The sequence below is a fragment of the Pseudomonas sp. Tav-5-1A genome (assembly GCF_055755055.1).
This window is the reverse complement of the sequence record NZ_CM146901.1, coordinates 6159356-6176695: the sequence shown is the minus strand read 5'-3', so window position 1 is coordinate 6176695 and position 17340 is coordinate 6159356. Positions and strand designations below refer to the sequence as shown.

Genomic DNA, 17340 nt, shown 5'->3' with positions numbered 1-17340 from the left:
GCAAGCCAGCTCCCACAGACGTTTAAAGGGTAACCACCTGACCGTGGTAGAGCACCGGGCCAGTCGGCTGCCCGGTCGGCGAACCACCCTCCGGTTCCAGGCTGATCGCCAGCGCGATCGGCTCGCCCAGCAGCTTGCGCTGGCTTTCATCGAGCATGATCCGGCCCTTGCCACCCACCGGCATCAACCCCAGCGACACCGGCTTGCCGTTGGCGGGAATGGCCCACAGTTCCATGCTGCGGTTCGCCGGCGCGCCGGGCAGTTCTACCGGCTCCACCTGCAGGTATTGCGCGTAGGCCTGGATTTTCACTGCTGGCCGGTTCTCGACGCTCACCAGCGTCGCGCTGTAGTGGGCTTCATCGCCGGTGTAGAGCATGCCGATGCCGATGGCCAGCACCACGGCAGCCGCCAGGGCCACCGCCCGCAACCAACCGCGCACCCGCAACGGCGGCGGCACATGCAGCTGCTGCGGCTCGATGCGCGCCACGATGCGCTCCCACACCCGCGCCGGCACCGGTTCCTCGGCCACCGGGGCGGTCAAGGTCACCAGGGTTTCCTGCCAGCCGGCCAATTCCGCCTGCAAGTCGCGGTCATCCGCCAGCAGGCGTTCGAAGCGCCGCCGCGCGGCAGGCGCCATCAGGCCGATCGCGTAGTCGGCCGCCAGCGCGCGGCGCAGGGCAGGGTGCTGGTAGTTCATGCTTCAAGGCACCTGCGCAGGCGTTCCATGCCGCGCCGTATCCAGGACTTCACCGAGCCCAGGGGCGCCGACAGCTGCAGCGCCAGGTCGGCGTTGGACAGGCCATGGAAATATGCGGTGAGGATGGACTGCCGCTGCATGCCCTCCAGGTCTTCCAGGCAACGGTTCAGCGCCGCGGCTTCACGGGCCTGGTTCAATTGTTCGTGGGCAGAGGGCGCGTCATCGCTCAGCGCCTCCAGCTGTTGTTCGTCCAGGGGCACTTCATGGCGCCGGCGCAGCAGGTCGATGGCCAGGTGGCGGGTGATGTTCACCATCCAGGTCATGGGCGCCGCCAGCCGGGCGTCGTAGCGCGAAGCGTTGTTCCAGATACGCACGAAGCTCTCCTGCACCACTTCCTCGGCCAGTTCGCGGCGGCCCACGCAGCGCAGCGCCACGCCGTGGAGGCGGGCGCTGCTGGTGCGGTACAGGGTCTCGAAGGCGCGGCGGTTGCCCTTGGCGCAATCGGCCAGCAGCTGGCTGAGCAGTTCAGTGTCGATGATGCGGTCTCCGCTGGGTGGCCGTCTGAGCCTAGCCCACCTTGCGCCGCGTTGCCTGATATACGCAGGGGAAGCGTGACCGGATGCGATTTGTACGAAATTATTTCGCCTTTGGAACACAATCGGTCGAATCGAGTCAAAACCAGGCTTTCGCGGCCGCCCAGGCGCGCCGCGACCATTGTTTCGAGGGGAATCAAATGAACACCATGCGCGCCATCACCTTCGCCACCCTGACCGCCCTGGCGGCCAGCCCGGCCTTCGCCTTCAACCTCAACGATGCGGTGAACGCGGCGTCCAGCATCCAGAACGGCAAGCAGGGCAGCAGCGCGCCCCAGGCCGCCGGGCTGCTGAACAACGTCGGCACCCAGCTCAACGTTACCCCCGAGCAGGCCGTGGGCGGCACCGGCGCCATGCTGGGCCTGGCCAAGAACAAGCTCAGCAGCTCCGACTATTCGGAACTGGCCAAGCAGGTGCCGGGCATCGACAAGCTGGCTGGCGCCAACGCGGTGAGCGGCCTGGGCGGCCTGCTGGGGCAGTCGGGCACTGACAAGGGCGCGTTGGACAGCGCCCTGGGCAACGTGAAGAACACCAGCGACCTGAACAACGCGTTCGGCAAGCTGGGCATGGACAGCAGCATGGTCGGCCAGTTTGCCCCGGTGATCCTGCAGTACCTGGGCCAACAGGGCGTGGGCGGCACGCTGCTCAAGAGCCTGGGCGGCATCTGGGGCGTGGGCGGTTAACTCAGTTCCAGGCGCAACGCGTCGATGCGCGCGTCCTTGTCCGCCCACAAGCGGTTTACCCAGTCCTGCACAGTCTGGCGGAAGGCCGGGTCGTTCTCGTAGTCGCCGGCCAGCAGCGCCGGGTCGATCTGGCGGGCACGGATGTCGACGATCACCTGCTTCACATCCCCGCACAGCAGGTTCCAGAAGCCTGGAATGCTGCCTTGCGGGTACACCACGGTGACGTCCAGCATGCGTTCGAGCTGGGTGCCCATGGCGGCCAGCACGAAGGCCACGCCGCCGGCCTTGGGCTTGAGCAGGTTGCGGTAGGGCGAGGCCTGCTGGCTGCGCTTGGCTTCAGTGAAGCGGGTGCCTTCCAGGTAGTTGACCACGGTCACCGGCTGGCGCTTGAACAGCTCGCAGGCGGCCTTGGTGATTTCCAGGTCCTTGCCCTTGAGGTGCGGGTGCTTGTCCAGGAACGCCTTGGTGTAGCGCTTCATGAAGGGATAGTCCAGCGCCCACCAGGCCAGGCCCAGGAACGGCACCCAGATCAGCTCTTTCTTGAGGAAGAACTTGAAGAACGGCGTGCGCCGGTTCAGCGCCTGGATCAGCGCGGGAATGTCGACCCACGACTGGTGGTTGCTGACCACCAGGTACGAGGTGTCGCCGCGCAGGGCTTCGGCGCCGCGAATGTCCCAGCGGGTGCCGATGCACAGGCGGAAGATCAGCTTGATGATTTCGGCCCAGGTCTCGGCGAACCACATCACCGCCTTGGAGGCCAGGTCACGGGAACGGCCGGGGGCGATCAGCTTGAGCAGGGCGCAGAGCATGAGGGGGCCGATCAGCACGAGGGTATTGAGCAGACACAGCAGCGTGGTGAAACTGCCGACGAGCAGGCGACGCATAAAACGACTCTTGGAGTAATTGTGGCCGGCAATGATAAAGACGCCGGGGCATAACACCAAATCAACCTTGCCGAATGGTAATGGACATTTGTTTCACGATTTTTTGGGTATGCTGCGCGCAGCCCATCCGCCCTTGAGGAACCCGCCGGTGAAATCCGTAATCGCATTGCTGTCGCTGTTGGCCCTGCCGGTCATGGCCGCCGAGCCGACCCTGTACGGGCGCTATGAAAACATCAAGCTGCCGGAGATTGGCGGCGCCACGTTCAAGGCCAAGATGGACACCGGCGCGCTGACTGCATCGCTGTCGGCCCGTGATATCCAGCTGTTCCAGCGCGACGGCGAGGACTGGGTGCGCTTCCGCCTGGCCACCCGCGACGCCGACGGCAAGGTGTACGAACACAAGGTGGCGCGCATCAGCCGCATCAAGAGCCGTGCCGACGAGGAAGAGGACGGCGAGGCCACCGAAGTGGCCAAGCGCCCGGTCGTGGACCTGGAAATGTGCCTGGGCGACACCAAGCGCACCATCGAGGTCAACCTGGTTGACCGCAGCAGCTTCAACTACCCGCTGCTGATTGGCGCCAAGGCCCTGCGCGAGTTCGGCGCGGCGGTGAACCCGGCCCGCCGTTACACCGCGGGTGAGCCTGGTTGCTGACCGCGTCAGGGCTCACGCCGGTGGCCGGGTCAACTGCATCGACGCGCGCTGGCTGACCTGGGCATACCAGGCCGCCAGCGCCGGAAACTCGGCACGCCATTCCAGCTGCGGCTGGCGGAAGTCCAGGTAGCCCAGCGCGCACGCCGCGCCGATACCGGCGACATCGAAGCCTTCTGCCAGCTCGCCCGCCACCGCCTCGAAATACGCCAGGCTGCGGTGGATCTTCTCGGCCTGGTTGCCCAGCCACACATCCCAGTGCTTGGCCTCGGGGCGCAGGGCGGTCTCGTAACGGATCAGCACTGCCGCATCCATCAGCGCATCGGCCAGCGAGGCCAGGGTCAGGCGCCGCCAGCGCGCCGGGCCGTCGCGCGGTATCAACGGCGTGCCGCTGTGCTGGTGGTCGAGGTAATCGAGGATCACCCGGCTGTCATGCACCACGCTGCCGTCGGCCAGGCGCAGGGCGGGGATCTTGCCCGCCGGGTTTTCCTGGTTCAGCTCGGCCACCGGGTTAACCGGGGTAAGCAGGCAGGCCTGGATCTGCACCTGGGCGAACTGGCCGGTCTCGTGGAGCATCACCGCGACCTTGCGGCCGAACGGCGATGCGGGGTTGGAATACAGGGTGATAGGCGGGGTGGACATCGGAAACCCTCTTCTTGTCGAGCCGCCATCTTACCCACGTTACCGGCGCAAGGCATGCACGCCGATCACCGCCGGCAGGCCCAGGCCGATCCACGACAGCACGTCCCAGGCGCCGTCCCCCAGCAACGCCGCGAACAGCCCGGCGCCGCCCAGCACGGCGATCAGCAGCGGCATGCCCCAGGTCGCCCAGAACCGCGACGGCCGGCGGCTCATGCTTTCACCTTGCGGCGTACCCACCACAGGTAAAGGCCGCTGCCCAGCACCACGATGGTCAGCACGTCCAGCACTGCCCAGAGGATCTGCATCGGCCGGCCGCCATAGTCGCCGTAATGCAGCGGCTGCGACAGGCCCAGGGCGTTCATGTACCAGGGCCGCTCGCCCACGGCAGTGACGGCCAGGGTGCTGGCGTCGATCAACACCGGGGTGAGCAGGTGCGAGGTCAGGTGCGTGGCGCCCTTCATGAACACTGCGTAGTGGTGCGCGCTGGAGAACAGCGTGCCGGGGAAGGCGATGAAATCGGCTTGCATGCCCGGCGCCGCGGCTTCGGCAATGGCCAGCAGGCGCGAGGCGGGGGCCAGTTGGGTCAGCGGCGGGGCGTCGTGATAGGGCGCGACCATGGCACTCAGCGTGTCGCTGCGCCAGGCGGCGATCAGCAGGTCGGCGCAGGCGTTGACCACGCCGGTCACGCCTACCACCAGCGCCCAGGTCAGGGTGACGATGCCGATCAGGTTGTGCAGGTCCAGCCAGCGCACCCGGCGCGAGCGTTCGCGGCGCACGCTGGCAAACTTCAGGCGGCCCATGAACGGCGCATACAGCACTACCCCGGAGACTATCGCCAGCACGAACAGCAGGCCCATGAACGCCAGCAGCAGCTTGCCCGGCAGCCCGGCGTACATGTCCACGTGCAGGCGCAGCATGACCATCATGAAGCCGCCATTGGCCGCTGGGGTTTCCACCACCTCGCCGGTGCGGGTGTCGAGGCTGAAGGTGTGCGACGAATTGGGCTCGGTGCCGGGCGTGGCCGCGGTGATGGCGAACATGCCTTCGGGATGGTCTTCGTCCCAGCCGAAGTACTGCACCACCTCGCCAGGGCGGTGGGCCAGAGCCGCCTCGACCAGTTGTTGCAGGTCGAGCTTGGGCGTGTCCGCCGGCAGCTCGCGGTAATGCGGGGCGTCGCCGAGCAGGGCTTCCATCTCGTGATGGAACACCAGCGGCAGGCCGGTGATGGCCAGCAGCAACAGAAACAGCGTGCAGATGAGGCTGGACCAGGTGTGCACGAAGGACCAGCGACGAATTGTTTTACTTTTCATTTCACAGGCGTCCGAAAAGACAAAGCCGCCCCGGGGGGCGGCTTGTGTGGTGCGTCAGGCCATTACCACTTGTAGGTGGCGCTGGCGACCACGCTGCGCTGGTCGCCGTAGTAGCAATAGTAACTGTCGCAGGTGCTGATGTAGTCCTTGTTGAACACGTTCTTGGCGGTCAGGCCCAGGGACGCGCCCTTCAGCGAGCCCGACAGCACGCCCAGGTCGTAGTGGGCAGAAGCGTCGAACACGGTGTAGGCGTCGGCCTTGCCCAGCCAGGTGTTGGCCTGGTCGCCGTAGGTGTTGCCGGTGTAGCGCGCGCCGCCGCCGATGCCAAAGCCTTCGAGCAGGCCCTGGTGCCAGGTGTAGTCGGCCCACAGGGAGGCTTGCTGGTTGGGCATCAGGGGCAGGCGGTTGCCCTTGTTGGCGCCGTCCTGCACCTCGGATTTCGCCAGGGTGTAGGAAGCAATCAGCTTGAGGTTGTCGGTCAGGTCGCTGGTGGCTTCGAGCTCCAGGCCCTTGACCTTGACTTCACCGGTCTGCCCCGTCACCGACACGCCGCCCACGTTGCTGGTGACGGTGACATTTTTTTGCGTCAGGTCATACACGGCAGCGGTCAGCAGGGTCTTGGAACCCGGTGGCTGATACTTGATGCCCAGTTCCCACTGCTTACCCTGGGTGGGTTTCAGCGAACTCACCGCGGTCATGTCGGCGCCAGTGGTTGGCTGGAACGACTCGGCGTACGACAGGTACGGGACCACGCCGGAATCGAACACATAGCTGACCGCCGAGTTCAGGCTGAAATTGCTGTCACGCTCGGTGTTGGTGGCATTGCCGTCGTTGTGGAACTTGGTGCCGGTGTGCACCCAATCCTCGCGGCCGCCCAGGGTGAAGCGCCACTTGTCCAGGGCCATCTGGTCTTGCACGTAGACGCCGGTCTGGGTGGTTTTCTGGTCGTAGTCGTAGTAGGCCGTCGAGCGAGCAGGGCGGGTGATGGTGTCGGTGTACACCGGGTTGAGCACGTTGGTCGACGGCACGTTGAAGCCGTAGATCGACAGGTAATTGTTGTTGATGTGCTGCAGGTCGGTGCCGATCAGCACGGTGTGGCTGATGTCACCCGTGGCGAAGTCAGCCTGGAAATTGCTGTCCACGGCGAACTGGCTGATGTCCTCGTCGACGTTCGTCGACATCCGCCCTACGTTGCCGTCTGCATCGACCAGGGTGTAAGGATAGGAACCCACGGTAATGGTCTGGAACTCCAGGTCAGTCTTGGAGTAACGCAGGTTCTGGTGGAACTGCCAGACGTCGTTGAAGCGGTGCTCGAACGCATAGCCCAGCGAATAGTAGGTGCGGTCGTAGTAATCGTAGTTGGGATCGCCCAGGTTCTTGTGGTGGGAGATCTCGCCCAACGGCGAGCTGATCTTGGTGCCCTGGATCGGCAGGAACTGGCTGGTGGCGCCGGTATCGTCACGGGTGAACTGGCTGAGGAAGGTCAGCTTGGTGTCCGGGTCGATGTTCCAGGTCAGGCTGGGGGCGATGTTATAGCGCTTGTTGTCGATGTGATCGATCTGCGTGCCGCTGTCGCGGATCACGCCGCTGACGCCATAGAGGAACTTGCCTTCATCGTCGATCTTGCCGGTGCTGGCGAAGTCGATCTGGCGCCAGTTGTCGCTGCCATACTCCAGGGAAATTTCATGACTGGTTACATCGCTGGGGCGGCGGCTGACCATGTCAAGCAGCCCGCCGGGCGGGGTTTGGCCGTACAGCGACGAAGCAGGCCCTCGCAGCAGGGCGATGCGGTCCAGGTCCCAGGTTTCGATTTTTGCAGTGGCGTAGGCACCCTTCGGCAGCGGCAACCCATCCAGGAACTGGGTCGGTTCGAAGCCGCGCACGCGCAGCCAGTCGTAGCGGGTGTCACTGCCGTAGCTGGCCGAGACGATGCCGGGCATGTATTTCACGGCGTCTTCCAGGGTCTGCACGCCGCGGTCTTCCATCTGCTGGCGGGTGGCCACGGAAATCGAGCGCGGTGCTTCCACCAGTGCGGTGTCGGTCTTGGTCCCTGCCGCAGTGCGGGTGGCCAGGTAGCCGGTGGCCGGGCCCCAGGCGCTTTCGGAGTCGCTGGCCGCGTTCACGTTGGTGTCAGGCAGCGCCAGTGTCCCTTCTGGGGCTGCGATCAACGTAAAAGTGCCAGCGCTGGTCTGCACCAGTTGCAGGCCGGTCCCGGCCAGGGCCTGGCGCAGCGCGCCGGCGGCATCGAATTGCCCGTTCACTGGCGCGCTGGTCTTGCCCGCCACCAGGCCCGGCTCGATGGCCAGCACCAGGCCGGCACCGCTGGCGATCTGGTTCAGCGTGCTGGCCAGCGGCGCGGCTGGCAGGTTGTAGCTGCGCAGTTGGCTGGCCTGCTCGGCGGCTTGCAGCCCGGTGCTGCTCAGCGGCACGGCGAGGGCAATGGCGACGGCCATGAGGCTGGGTCGCAGCAGGGAGGGGAACGGGCGGGACATGCGGCACTCCTGACAGGGAATATTTCTCAATTGCCTCTGTGCCGGACGAAATCGCAAAAGTGATAGGGCTGATCGAAAATAATTTAGATTTAGATCTTCGGCGGCGTCTCAGGCCGCGCTTCCAGGCTGACCCACCAGCGGGTGTGCTGCTGGATCTGGATCGGCAGGGTTGGCAGCAGGGCGCGCAGGGCCAGGTCGGTGTCGTTCAGCGGGAAGCTGCCGGTAATGCGCAGGTCGGCCACGTTCGGGCTCACTTCCAGGAAGCCTGGGCGGTAGCGCGACAGTTCGTGGGCCAGGTCGCCCAGGCGCGCGTTGTCCACCACCAGCATGCCGCGCGTCCAGGCATCGGCGTCGGGCCGCAGGGCTACGGCTTCACCGAGCGCATCGCGCTGCACCAGCATCTGCTGGCCTTCGTGCAGGACCATTTCGCCGGGCAGTTCCTGGGCATGCACGGCCACGGCGGACTTCAGCACCCCCAGGCGCGTGCCCTGGTCTTCGCGGCGCACCAGGAAGCGCGTGCCGAGGGCGCGCAGGCGGCCGTCGCGGGTTTCGACGATGAAGGGCCGCTGCTCGCCGGCCGGGTGGCCGGTCTGCACCAGGATCTCGCCTTCGCGCAGCACGATCAGGCGCTGCTGCTGGTCGAAACGCACGTCGATGGCGCTGTGGGTGTTGAGCTCCACCTGGGTGCCGTCGGCCAGGGTCAGGGTGCGCTGCTCGCCGGTGGCGGTGCGCGCGTCGGCCAGCCAGTAGCCCAGCGGCAGCCATTGCTTGAGGCCGAAGGTGCCCAGGCCCAGCACCAGCACCACGCTGGCCAGGCCACTGCCCAGCTTGCGCACGCGCTGGCGGGCGCTGCCGGCGCTGCTGAGCAGGGCCTTGCGGCCCGCAGCCGGGGCCACGCGCAGGCGCTGGTCGAGCATGCCCAGCTGCTGCCAGGCCCGGGCGTGTTCCTCGTCGGCGGCGTGCCAGCGGGCGAACTCGGCCTGCTGCGCCGGGTTGCCGGGCTCCAGCGACAGCTGCCACTGGATGGCCGCGTCCAGCACACGCGCCGAGACCGGGCCGGTGCGGCTCATGTCGGCTCCCCGTACAAGGCGATGTAGCACTGGCGAATGCCCTGGGCCAGGTACTGGCGTACCCGCGGCACCGACACGCCCAGGCGCTCGGCGATTTCGGCATGGCCCAGGCCCTCCAGGCGGTTGAGCAGGAAGGCGGTGCGCGCCTTGCTCGACAGTTTGGCGAGCATCTGGTCGATGGCCTGCAGGTCTTCGAGGATCAGCTGTTGCTGTTCGGGGGAGGGCTGTTCGGCTTCGGGCACCAGCGCCAGCTCGGCCAGGTAGGCCTGCTCCAGCGCGGCACGCCGGAAGTGGTCGAACAGCAGGCCCTTGGCGATGGCCGCCAGGAACGCCCGCGGCTCACGGGGCGCGCTGAGCTGCTCGCGGCCCAGCAGGCGCACGAAGGTGTCCTGGCTGAGGTCTTCGGCGCGCTGGCTGCAGGCGATATTGCGTCGCAGCCAGGCCAATAGCCAACCACGGTGGTCGCGATAAAGCGCACCGACCAGCTCACCATGAGGGCTATGGGCTGACGACAAGACGTTCCCCGAATGCAAGTGTTCAAACTAACGAGAATTATTCGCGATTGTGTCAGGGATGATGTCGTTGTGCAATTGGCGTTCGTCGGTAGGTATGTGTGGGAGCTGGCTTGCCAGCGAGCTCTTGGTGCCGCTGAAAAGCTCGCTGGCAAGCCAGCTCCCACAGGTGTCCTACAGGCCGGGCATGGCCTGGCGCCGGCGCCATTGGGCCAGGCGCCCCATCAGCAGCGCCGGGCTGTCCAGGCCCAGGCGCCGGGCCTGGCTGAGCAGGATCAGCACCAGTTGCGCGGTGACGAAGGCGTCGGCGCTGGCGTTGTGGCGCTCGTCCACCTGCAGGCCGAACTGGGCGATCCAGTCGTCCAGCGAGGCTTCGCGCAGCACGGTCTGGGGGTTGAGCAGCGGCGCCAGTTCGGCGACGTCGATGAAGCTGTGCTGCAGCTTGTAGCCCAGGGTGTCCTTGAGCGCGCGGCCGAGCATGCGCTGGTCGAACGGGGCGTGGAAGGCCAGCACCGGGCTGTCGCCGACGAAGTCCATGAAGTCCAGCAGGCCATCGGCAGGGGCGCAGCCGGCGGCGATGGCGTCGGGGCCGAGGCCGTGCAGCAGCACGCTGGGCCCGGGCTTGTGGCCGGGGCGCTGCAAGGTGCATTCGAACTGCTGGGACAGGTCGATGGCGCCGTCCTCGATCACCACCGCGCCGATGGACAGCAGCAGGTCGCGGTTGACGTTGAGCCCGGTGGTCTCCAGGTCCAGCACCACCCAGCGTTGCTGGCGCAGGCTGCAATCACCCAATACAGCGGGGGCGCTCAAGCGCTGCAGCGCCAGCTGCTGCGCCGGGTTGAGGCTGGGCGCGGCCGGGCGCAGCCAGGCAAACAGGCTCATAGCTGGTACCTCAGCGTCAGGCTGGCCTGCAGGCGCTGGGCCTGGCGCAGGGATTCACGCAGGATGCGCCGGTCGAGGTCGTTGAGGCTGTCGGGGTCGATGCGGTTGGACCAGGCCTGGTTGTCGCGGGTCTGGCGCTGGTGCTGCTGCATGCGCGTCTGCTGGATGAAGTGGTAGGCCTCTTCGTAGGCAGCGCCGTCGAGCTTGTCGATGACTTCCCGGGCCACCAGCTGGCGCAGGCGCTGCAGGGTGTTGGTGGCTTCGATGTTGTTGGCCAGGGCTAGTAGCCGCGCGCCGTCGACGAAGGGGTTCAGGCCCTGGGCCTTGAGGTCCAGGGTGCCGGCTTTGTCGCTGCCCTTGCGGCTGAGTACGAATTCGCGGAAGCGCCCCACCGGCGGGCGCTGGCGCAGGGCGTTCTCGGCCAGCATGCGCTGGAACAGGCGGTTGTCGCCCACCTGATCAAGGACCTGGCGGCGCAGTTGCGCGCAGCCCTGTTCATCACCCCACACCACCCGCAGGTCGAAATAGATGCTGGAGCCCAGCAGGTTCTCTGGCGTGGCCTCGCGCACGAAGGCGGCGAAGCGCCGCGCCCATTCGCTGCGCGACAGGCACAGCTCGGGGTTGCCGGCCATGATGTTGCCCTGGCACAGGGCGAAGCCGCACTGCGCCAGGTTGAGGTTGACCTGGTGGGCGATGGGCAGCAGCTTGCCGCGGATTTCGGCGGCGTGGGCCGCATCGCGGGCCTCGAACAGGATGCCGTTGTCCTGGTCGGTGAACAGCGTCTGCTCCTGGCGGCCTTCGCTGCCGAAGCACAGCCAGCTGAACGGCACGCCGGGGTCGCCCTTGTCCTGTAGCACCAGTTCGATCACCCGGCACACAGTGTGGTCGTTGAGCAGGGTGATGATCTGGGTGATCTGCGTGGACGAGGCGCCGTGGGCGAGCATGCGTTCCACCAGCTGGCTGATGTCGCCGCGCAGGCTCACCAGTTGCTCCAGCCGCCCGGCGTTGCGGATGGTGCGCGCCAGGTGCACCAGGTCCACGCGCTGCAGGGAGAACAGGTCGCGCTCGCTGACCACGCCGCACAGGCGGCCGTCACGCACCAGGCACACGTGGGCGATGTGCCGCTCGGTCATGGCCATGGCGGCGTCGAACGCGCTGGCATCGGGGCTCAGGTAAAAGGGCGCGGCGATCATGTGCCGGCCGATGGGCTGGGTGAAGTCGGCATCGACGTCGGCCACCACCTGGCGCAGGTCGCGCAGGGTGAAAATGCCCTGTGGATAACGGCGCTCGTCGACGATGACGATGCTGCCCACCTGTTGTTCGTGCATCAGCGCCACGGCCTGGCGCAGCGGGGTCTGGGCGTCGCAGGTCACCGGGTGACGCATGGCCAGCTCGCCCAGGCGGGTGTTGAGCGAATACTGCGTGCCCAGGGTTTCCGCGGCGCGGCGTTGCACCTGCAGGTTGAACTGGTCGAGCAGGCTGCTGACCCCGCGCAGGGCGAAGTCGCGAAACGGCGCCGACAGGGCGAACAGCTTGATGAACGCCGCCTTGGGCAGTTGCAGGCAGAAGGTGTCCTGGGCCGCCAGGTGCTCGGTGCGGGTGGCCCGCTCGCCCAGCAGGGCCGCCAGGGGGAAGCACTCGCCGGTGGCGATTTCGAAGGTGGTCTCGGTGCCGCGTTTCGAGGTGTGCGGGCGTTCGCCCACCACTTGCCCCTGCTTGACGATGTAGAAGTGTTCCACCGGCCCGTCGGCGGGCTTGATGATGCTCTCGCCGGCGGCGTAGAAACGTAGCTGGCACTGCTCCACCAGGTAGGCCAGGTGGGCCTGGTCCAGCTGGTTGAAAGGCGCGTAGCGCTGCAGGAATTGCAGGGTTCCCTGAATGTTCTGCTGCACTGCTGTCCTGCCCGCGAGGGCATAGGCGTCCGGTTTACTCATGTCCATGACCGCATTGTTCTTATCGTTCAACATGGTCGGCCTGATGGGCTGGGGATCCCATTGGACGTAAGTCTAAAAAAAATGCTTCAACTGCGCGGGTTTCCTCGACATCATGCTGATCTTCACGTGACGACCCGACGAAGTGCACAGGTAATGCCACTCGTCTGCGGTCTCAACCAGGTGACGCACCTGGTTTTCCCTATGATGAGAGGCATATGTCCGATCACGATATTTTGAGCGATGCCGAGCGCGAGGCGCTGAGTGCTGTGATGCAGGTGCCGGATTTGCCGCCGCAGCAGGCTTTGATCGTCGACGATGACCAGGTTTCGCGAGAGCTGCTGGCCGAGATCCTTGGCCTGCAGGGCATTGCCTGCCTGACCGCGGGCAGCGCCACCGAAGCGTTGCAATTGCTCGCCTCGAACAAGGCCATCGGCCTGCTGGTGACCGACCTGCGCATGTCGCCCCATACCGGCCTGGACCTGATCCGCAAGGTGCGCGAATCCGATCGCGCGGCGATGCCGATCATCATCATGTCGGGGGATGCGGGGGTGAAGGATGCGATTGCGGCCATGCACTTGAGCGTGGTGGATTTCCTGCTCAAGCCTATTGATACCCAGCATCTGGTGGCGTTGGCGAAAAAGGAATTGGGCCTGGAGTAAAACCGTAGCCGCTGCCGGAGGCTGCGCTGGCCGGTTTGTACGCTGGAGATTTCCAGTGAGGCGCAGGGCCAGCGCAGCCTGCGGCAGCGGCTACAGTGTAGCGCTGCCGTCAGGCGGGTTTCGGCTTACAGCCCGTTGCGGGCCTTGAACTCGCGGCGTTTGCGGTGCAGCACTGGCTCGGTGTAGCCGTTCGGTTGCTTGGCACCTTCAATCACCAGCTCCACCGCCGCCTGGAAGGCGATGTTGCTGTCGAAGTCCGGGGCCAGCGGGCGGTACAGCGGGTCGTTGGCGTTCTGGCGGTCAACCACCGGTGCCATGCGCTTCAGGCTTTCGAGGATCTGCGCTTCGCTGGCAATGCCATGGCGCAGCCAGTTGGCCAGCAGCTGGCTGGAGATGCGCAGTGTGGCGCGGTCTTCCATCAGGCCCACGTCATGGATGTCCGGCACCTTCGAGCAACCCACGCCCTGGTCGATCCAGCGCACCACGTAGCCGAGGATGCCCTGGCTGTTGTTGTCCAGCTCGTTCTGGATTTCCTCGGCCGACCAGTTGGTGTTCTGCGCCAACGGGATGGTGAGGATGTCGTCCACCGATGCCGGGGTGCGCTTGGCCAGTTCGGCCTGGCGGGCGAACACGTCGACCTTGTGGTAGTGCAGCGCGTGCAGCGCGGCGGCGGTCGGCGACGGCACCCAGGCGGTGTTGGCACCGGCCAGCGGGTGGGCGATCTTCTGTTCGAGCATGGCGGCCATCAGGTCAGGCATGGCCCACATGCCCTTGCCGATCTGCGCGCGGCCTTGCAGGCCGGTCTTCAGGCCGATGTCGACGTTGGAGTTCTCGTAGGCACCGATCCATTTTTCCGCCTTCATGGCAGCCTTGCGCACTACCGCGCCGGCTTCCATGGAGGTGTGGATCTCGTCGCCGGTGCGGTCCAGGAAGCCGGTGTTGATAAACACCACGCGTTCGCTGGCAGCCTTGATACAGGCCTTGAGGTTCACCGTGGTACGGCGTTCCTCGTCCATGATGCCGACCTTGAGGGTGTTGCGCGCCAGGCCCAGCACCTCTTCGATGCGGCCGAACAGCTCGTTGGTGAACGCGGCTTCTTCAGGGCCGTGCATCTTCGGCTTGACGATGTATACCGAACCGGTGCGGCTGTTCTTGCGGGTGCTGGTGCCGTTCAGGCTGTGGATCGCGCCCAGGCTGGTGACCAGGCCATCGAGAATCCCTTCCGGCACCTCGTTGCCCTGGGCGTCGAGGATGGCGTCGATGGTCATCAGGTGGCCAACGTTGCGCACGAACAGCAGCGAGCGACCGTGCAGCTTCACCTCGCCGCCGTTGGGGGCGGTGTAGTGGCGGTCCGGGTTCATGGTGCGGGTGAAGGTGCTGCCGCCCTTGGACACTTCCTCGGCCAGGTCGCCCTTCATCAGGCCCAGCCAGTTGCGGTAAATCACCACCTTGTCGTCGGCGTCCACGGCCGCGACGGAGTCTTCGCAGTCCATGATGGTGGTCAGGGCCGCTTCCATCAGCAGGTCCTTGACGCCAGCGGCGTCGGTCTGGCCGATGGGGCTCTGGGCGTCGATCTGGATCTCGAAGTGCAGGCCGTTGTTCTTCAGCAGCACGGTGGTCGGAGCGTTGGCATCGCCCTGGTAGCCGACCAGCTGGGCGTCGTCGCGCAGGCCGCTGTTGCTGCCGCCCTTGAGGCTGACCACCAGCCTGCCGTCGACGACCTTGTAGCCGGTGGAGTCCACGTGGGAGCCGGCGGCCAGGGGCGTGGCTTCATCGAGGAAGGCGCGGGCGAAGGCGATGACCTTGTCGCCACGAACCTTGTTGTAACCCTTGCCTTTCTCGGCGCCGCCTTCCTCGCTGATGGCGTCGGTGCCGTACAGCGCGTCGTACAGCGAGCCCCAGCGGGCGTTGGAGGCGTTGAGGGCAAAGCGGGCGTTCATCACCGGCACCACCAGTTGCGGGCCGGCCATGTGGGCAATTTCTTCGTCGACGTTTTGCGTCGAGGCCTGGAAGTCCGCCGCTTCTGGCAGCAGATAACCGATTTCCTGCAGGAAGGCCTTGTAAGCCGCAGCGTCATGAGCCTGGCCCTGGCGTGCCTGGTGCCAGCCGTCGATGCGGGCTTGCAGGTCGTCACGTTTGGCCAGTAGCGCTTTGTTCTTCGGAGCGAGGTCGTTGATGATCTTTTCCGCCCCGACCCAGAATTGCTCGGCCGCAAGGCCGGTTCCGGGAATGGCTTCGTTGTTCACGAAGTCGAACAGGACTTTGGCGACCTGAAGGCCACCGACTTGAACGTGTTCAGTCATTGCTTGCCTCACTCTGCTCAGCTATTCAGCTCTTGTATTAAAGCCTGTAGCGCTTCTCTAAATACGCTGCCAGAACGTGCCCTGACGGGCGGCTGGGCAGACCCTCAAGCGCGTGCCAGAGGCTTCACGTATTTTCACAGGCGCCTTCGGCAGACATCGATTGTCATTATGTAGTCCGCGCTGCGGCATACTACATGATGATTTGCGGTTGTGAAAATCAGACTAAATACGTCGATCCGCGACCGTTTTTTGACTACCGGTCACACTGCGAATCGTATGTTCTCAAAACTTTGGCCAATTGTTCCAGATAAATCTAAAAACAGTACACAGCTTTTCGTCTGAGCTGCTACCCACGCGTCGCCCGTGCCCTTGCCTATACTCAACCGACTACAACGAGAGGGTGCCAGCGTGGAGCACTTAGTATTGACGGTTTTTGCCCCGGACAAGCCCGGGCAGGTCGAACGGATAGCCCAATGCGTGGCGGACCACAACGGCAACTGGCTGGAAAGCCGCATGTCGCGCCTGGCCGGGCAGTTCGCCGGGATCCTGCGGGTGGCGGTGCCGGCTGAAAGCCATGAAGAGCTGCTGGCGGCCCTGCAGGCGCTAGCGGCCAAGGGCATCCGCGTACTGATCGCCGAGACCGGTATCGAGCAGAGCTGCACCTGGAAGCCCATTGCCATGGAACTGGTGGGCAACGACCGCCCCGGCATCGTTCGTGACATCACCCACCTGCTCGCCGAGCAGGGCGTCAACGTCGAGCGGCTGGTGACCGACGTGCGCCCGGCGCCCATGAGCAGCGAGCCGCTGTTTCACGCCGAAGCGGTGCTGGGCCTGCCGCTGACCCTGGCGGTGGAGCAGTTGCAGCAGCGGCTCGAAGCCCTGGCCGATGATTTGATGGTGGAGCTGGTGCTGCGCACCGAGCCGTGAAAGTTGTTCATGTTTATCTTGCACCTGCCTGTGGATAAGCTGGGGGAACACCGCGCAGACGCACGCGGGCCGGGCTTCCTGGCTGTATGAGCAAAAAATGAGCAATTTCAGGGGCTTGTGCACAAACGGCGGGGATCGTGCTGTGGATAACCTTGGGGTAATCCGTTGCAGGCCACGAGAATCGTGGCCTGCAGAGGTTTGAGCGTTTTTTGATCAGGCTTTGCGACGCAGATTCACCACCGCATCGATGCTGTACAGGATCAGGCCGGCCCAGATGAAACCGAAAGCGACCAGCGCATTGGCGCCCAGCGGTTCATGGTATTTGAACACCGCCAGCAACAGCACCAGGGTCGGCGCCAGGTATTGCAGGAAGCCCAGGGTGGTGTAGGGCAGATGGCGCGCGGCGGCGTTGAAGCTGACCAGCGGCACCAGGGTGATCGGCCCGGCGGCCAGCAGCCAGAGGCCGTCGGTGGTCAACCAGAAGTCTGGCTGGGCGCTGGGTACGCCGGGGTTGAACGCCAGCCAGCCGAGTGCCAGGGGCACCAGCAGCCAGGTTTCCACCACCAGGCCTGGCAGCGCGGCCACTGGCGCCTGCTTGCGGATCAGGCCATAGAAGCCGAAGCTCAGTGCCAGCGCCAGCGACACCCAGGGCAGGCTGCCCACCAGCCATACCTGTTGCGCCACGCCCACCGCGGCCAGGCCCACGGCCAGCCACTGCAGGCGCCGCAGCCGCTCGCCCAGCAACAGCATGCCCAGCACCACGTTCACCAGCGGGTTGATGTAGTAACCCAGGCTGGCCTCCACCATGCGCCCGTTGTTCACCGCCCACACGTAGATCAGCCAGTTGGCCGCGATCAGCGCGCCACTGCCCGCCAGGATAGCCAGCCGGCGTGGGTTGTCGCGCAGCTCGCGCCACCAGCCGGGGTGCTTCCAGGCGGCCAGCAGCAGGGAGCCGAACAGCGCCGACCAGAGCACGCGGCTGACAATGATTTCCAGGGCGGGGACGCTCTCGATCGCCTTGAAGTAGAGCGGAAACAGTCCCCAGCAGGTGTAGGCCGTCAGGCCCAGCAGGTACCCGCGGCGCGGGTTGGCGGCTTGCATGT

The 17340-nt window shown here is 65.6% G+C and carries 17 protein-coding genes; 4 read left to right on the top strand and 13 right to left on the bottom strand.

The window, feature by feature from the left end; genetic code table 11:
• Positions 1–22: 22 nt before the first annotated feature.
• Together AC0J42_RS28550 and AC0J42_RS28545 are read right to left on the bottom strand one after the other, a co-directional pair.
• Complete coding sequence (locus tag AC0J42_RS28550) at positions 23–697, bottom strand: anti-sigma factor (RefSeq protein ID WP_416427238.1); 675 nt, start codon at positions 695–697, stop codon at positions 23–25.
• Positions 694–1236: a sigma-70 family RNA polymerase sigma factor gene (locus AC0J42_RS28545; RefSeq protein ID WP_416427482.1), complete on the bottom strand. Its 543-nt coding sequence runs from the start codon at positions 1234–1236 to the stop codon at positions 694–696. Before AC0J42_RS28545 ends, AC0J42_RS28550 begins: the two co-directional genes overlap by 4 nt.
• A gap of 194 nt (positions 1237–1430) precedes the next feature.
• On the opposite strand from AC0J42_RS28545, the gene AC0J42_RS28540 reads away from it, so the two are divergent.
• Complete coding sequence (locus AC0J42_RS28540) at positions 1431–1973, top strand: DUF2780 domain-containing protein (protein ID WP_416427237.1); 543 nt, start codon at positions 1431–1433, stop codon at positions 1971–1973.
• Here the strand turns inward: AC0J42_RS28540 and AC0J42_RS28535 are convergent.
• Entirely contained in the window at positions 1970–2857 is an 888-nt protein-coding gene (locus tag AC0J42_RS28535; protein ID WP_416427236.1) for an acyltransferase, read from the bottom strand. The genes AC0J42_RS28540 and AC0J42_RS28535 overlap by 4 nt on opposite strands.
• 148 nt (positions 2858–3005) lie before the next feature.
• On the opposite strand from AC0J42_RS28535, the gene rloA2 reads away from it, so the two are divergent.
• Positions 3006–3509 (top strand): retropepsin-like aspartic peptidase RloA2, encoded by a 504-nt coding sequence (rloA2, locus tag AC0J42_RS28530; RefSeq protein ID WP_473004711.1) that lies wholly within the window; start codon positions 3006–3008, stop codon positions 3507–3509.
• Positions 3510–3521: 12 nt separating this feature from the next.
• Here the strand turns inward: rloA2 and AC0J42_RS28525 are convergent, their stop codons facing one another.
• From AC0J42_RS28525 to AC0J42_RS28490, 8 genes are all read right to left on the bottom strand, one after another.
• Positions 3522–4148 (bottom strand): glutathione S-transferase family protein, encoded by a 627-nt coding sequence (locus AC0J42_RS28525; protein ID WP_416427234.1) that lies wholly within the window; start codon positions 4146–4148, stop codon positions 3522–3524.
• Between the two features lie 39 nt (positions 4149–4187).
• Positions 4188–4361 (bottom strand): hypothetical protein, encoded by a 174-nt coding sequence (locus AC0J42_RS28520; RefSeq protein WP_416427233.1) that lies wholly within the window; start codon positions 4359–4361, stop codon positions 4188–4190.
• On the bottom strand, positions 4358–5458 hold the full coding sequence (locus AC0J42_RS28515) for a PepSY-associated TM helix domain-containing protein (protein ID WP_416427232.1): 1101 nt from the start codon (positions 5456–5458) through the stop codon (positions 4358–4360). The genes AC0J42_RS28520 and AC0J42_RS28515 overlap by 4 nt, the downstream gene beginning before the upstream one ends.
• 62 nt (positions 5459–5520) lie before the next feature.
• Positions 5521–7950 carry a TonB-dependent siderophore receptor gene (locus AC0J42_RS28510; RefSeq protein ID WP_473004710.1) on the bottom strand — a complete coding sequence of 810 codons (2430 nt, stop codon included), beginning with the start codon at positions 7948–7950 and terminating at the stop codon, positions 5521–5523.
• A gap of 89 nt (positions 7951–8039) precedes the next feature.
• On the bottom strand, positions 8040–9020 hold the full coding sequence (locus AC0J42_RS28505) for a FecR domain-containing protein (protein WP_473004709.1): 981 nt from the start codon (positions 9018–9020) through the stop codon (positions 8040–8042).
• On the bottom strand, positions 9017–9535 hold the full coding sequence (locus AC0J42_RS28500; protein ID WP_416427229.1) for an RNA polymerase sigma factor: 519 nt from the start codon (positions 9533–9535) through the stop codon (positions 9017–9019). The genes AC0J42_RS28505 and AC0J42_RS28500 overlap by 4 nt, the downstream gene beginning before the upstream one ends.
• Before the next feature lie 171 nt (positions 9536–9706).
• Complete coding sequence (locus AC0J42_RS28495; RefSeq protein ID WP_473004708.1) at positions 9707–10414, bottom strand: 3'-5' exonuclease; 708 nt, start codon at positions 10412–10414, stop codon at positions 9707–9709.
• Positions 10411–12348, bottom strand: a complete 1938-nt coding sequence (locus AC0J42_RS28490) for a putative nucleotidyltransferase substrate binding domain-containing protein (RefSeq protein ID WP_473006909.1) — start codon at positions 12346–12348, stop codon at positions 10411–10413. Before AC0J42_RS28490 ends, AC0J42_RS28495 begins: the two co-directional genes overlap by 4 nt.
• Positions 12349–12563: 215 nt before the next feature.
• Here AC0J42_RS28490 and AC0J42_RS28485 point away from each other — a divergent pair, with 215 nt between their 5' ends.
• On the top strand, positions 12564–13007 hold the full coding sequence (locus AC0J42_RS28485; RefSeq protein WP_416427226.1) for a response regulator: 444 nt from the start codon (positions 12564–12566) through the stop codon (positions 13005–13007).
• Between the two features lie 125 nt (positions 13008–13132).
• On the opposite strand, the gene AC0J42_RS28480 is transcribed toward AC0J42_RS28485, so the two are convergent.
• Positions 13133–15310, bottom strand: a complete 2178-nt coding sequence (locus AC0J42_RS28480) for a malate synthase G (protein ID WP_473004707.1) — start codon at positions 15308–15310, stop codon at positions 13133–13135.
• Between the two features lie 408 nt (positions 15311–15718).
• Between AC0J42_RS28480 and AC0J42_RS28475 the strand changes: the two genes are divergently transcribed.
• Positions 15719–16237 carry a glycine cleavage system transcriptional repressor gene (locus tag AC0J42_RS28475; RefSeq protein ID WP_416427224.1) on the top strand — a complete coding sequence of 173 codons (519 nt, stop codon included), beginning with the start codon at positions 15719–15721 and terminating at the stop codon, positions 16235–16237.
• Positions 16238–16450: 213 nt separating this feature from the next.
• On the opposite strand, the gene rarD is transcribed toward AC0J42_RS28475, so the two are convergent.
• Positions 16451–17338, bottom strand: coding sequence for an EamA family transporter RarD (rarD, locus tag AC0J42_RS28470; RefSeq protein ID WP_416427223.1), 888 nt, complete (start codon positions 17336–17338; stop codon positions 16451–16453).
• Positions 17339–17340: the final 2 nt, after the last annotated feature.

What these genes read in the sequence shown, in the direction of transcription:
- rarD (WP_416427223.1), bottom strand. Translation starts at nt 17,338, where the DNA reads ATGCAAGCCGCCAACCCGCGCCGCGGGTACCTGCTGGGCCTGACGGCC.
- AC0J42_RS28550 (WP_416427238.1), bottom strand. Translation starts at nt 697, where the DNA reads ATGAACTACCAGCACCCTGCCCTGCGCCGCGCGCTGGCGGCCGACTAC.
- AC0J42_RS28490 (WP_473006909.1), bottom strand. Translation starts at nt 12,348, where the DNA reads ATGAGTAAACCGGACGCCTATGCCCTCGCGGGCAGGACAGCAGTGCAG.
- AC0J42_RS28485 (WP_416427226.1), top strand. Translation starts at nt 12,564, where the DNA reads ATGTCCGATCACGATATTTTGAGCGATGCCGAGCGCGAGGCGCTGAGT.
- AC0J42_RS28520 (WP_416427233.1), bottom strand. Translation starts at nt 4,361, where the DNA reads ATGAGCCGCCGGCCGTCGCGGTTCTGGGCGACCTGGGGCATGCCGCTG.
- AC0J42_RS28480 (WP_473004707.1), bottom strand. Translation starts at nt 15,310, where the DNA reads ATGACTGAACACGTTCAAGTCGGTGGCCTTCAGGTCGCCAAAGTCCTG.
- AC0J42_RS28525 (WP_416427234.1), bottom strand. Translation starts at nt 4,148, where the DNA reads ATGTCCACCCCGCCTATCACCCTGTATTCCAACCCCGCATCGCCGTTC.
- AC0J42_RS28495 (WP_473004708.1), bottom strand. Translation starts at nt 10,414, where the DNA reads ATGAGCCTGTTTGCCTGGCTGCGCCCGGCCGCGCCCAGCCTCAACCCG.
- AC0J42_RS28505 (WP_473004709.1), bottom strand. Translation starts at nt 9,020, where the DNA reads ATGAGCCGCACCGGCCCGGTCTCGGCGCGTGTGCTGGACGCGGCCATC.
- AC0J42_RS28535 (WP_416427236.1), bottom strand. Translation starts at nt 2,857, where the DNA reads ATGCGTCGCCTGCTCGTCGGCAGTTTCACCACGCTGCTGTGTCTGCTC.
- AC0J42_RS28510 (WP_473004710.1), bottom strand. Translation starts at nt 7,950, where the DNA reads ATGTCCCGCCCGTTCCCCTCCCTGCTGCGACCCAGCCTCATGGCCGTC.
- AC0J42_RS28515 (WP_416427232.1), bottom strand. Translation starts at nt 5,458, where the DNA reads ATGAAAAGTAAAACAATTCGTCGCTGGTCCTTCGTGCACACCTGGTCC.
- AC0J42_RS28540 (WP_416427237.1), top strand. Translation starts at nt 1,431, where the DNA reads ATGAACACCATGCGCGCCATCACCTTCGCCACCCTGACCGCCCTGGCG.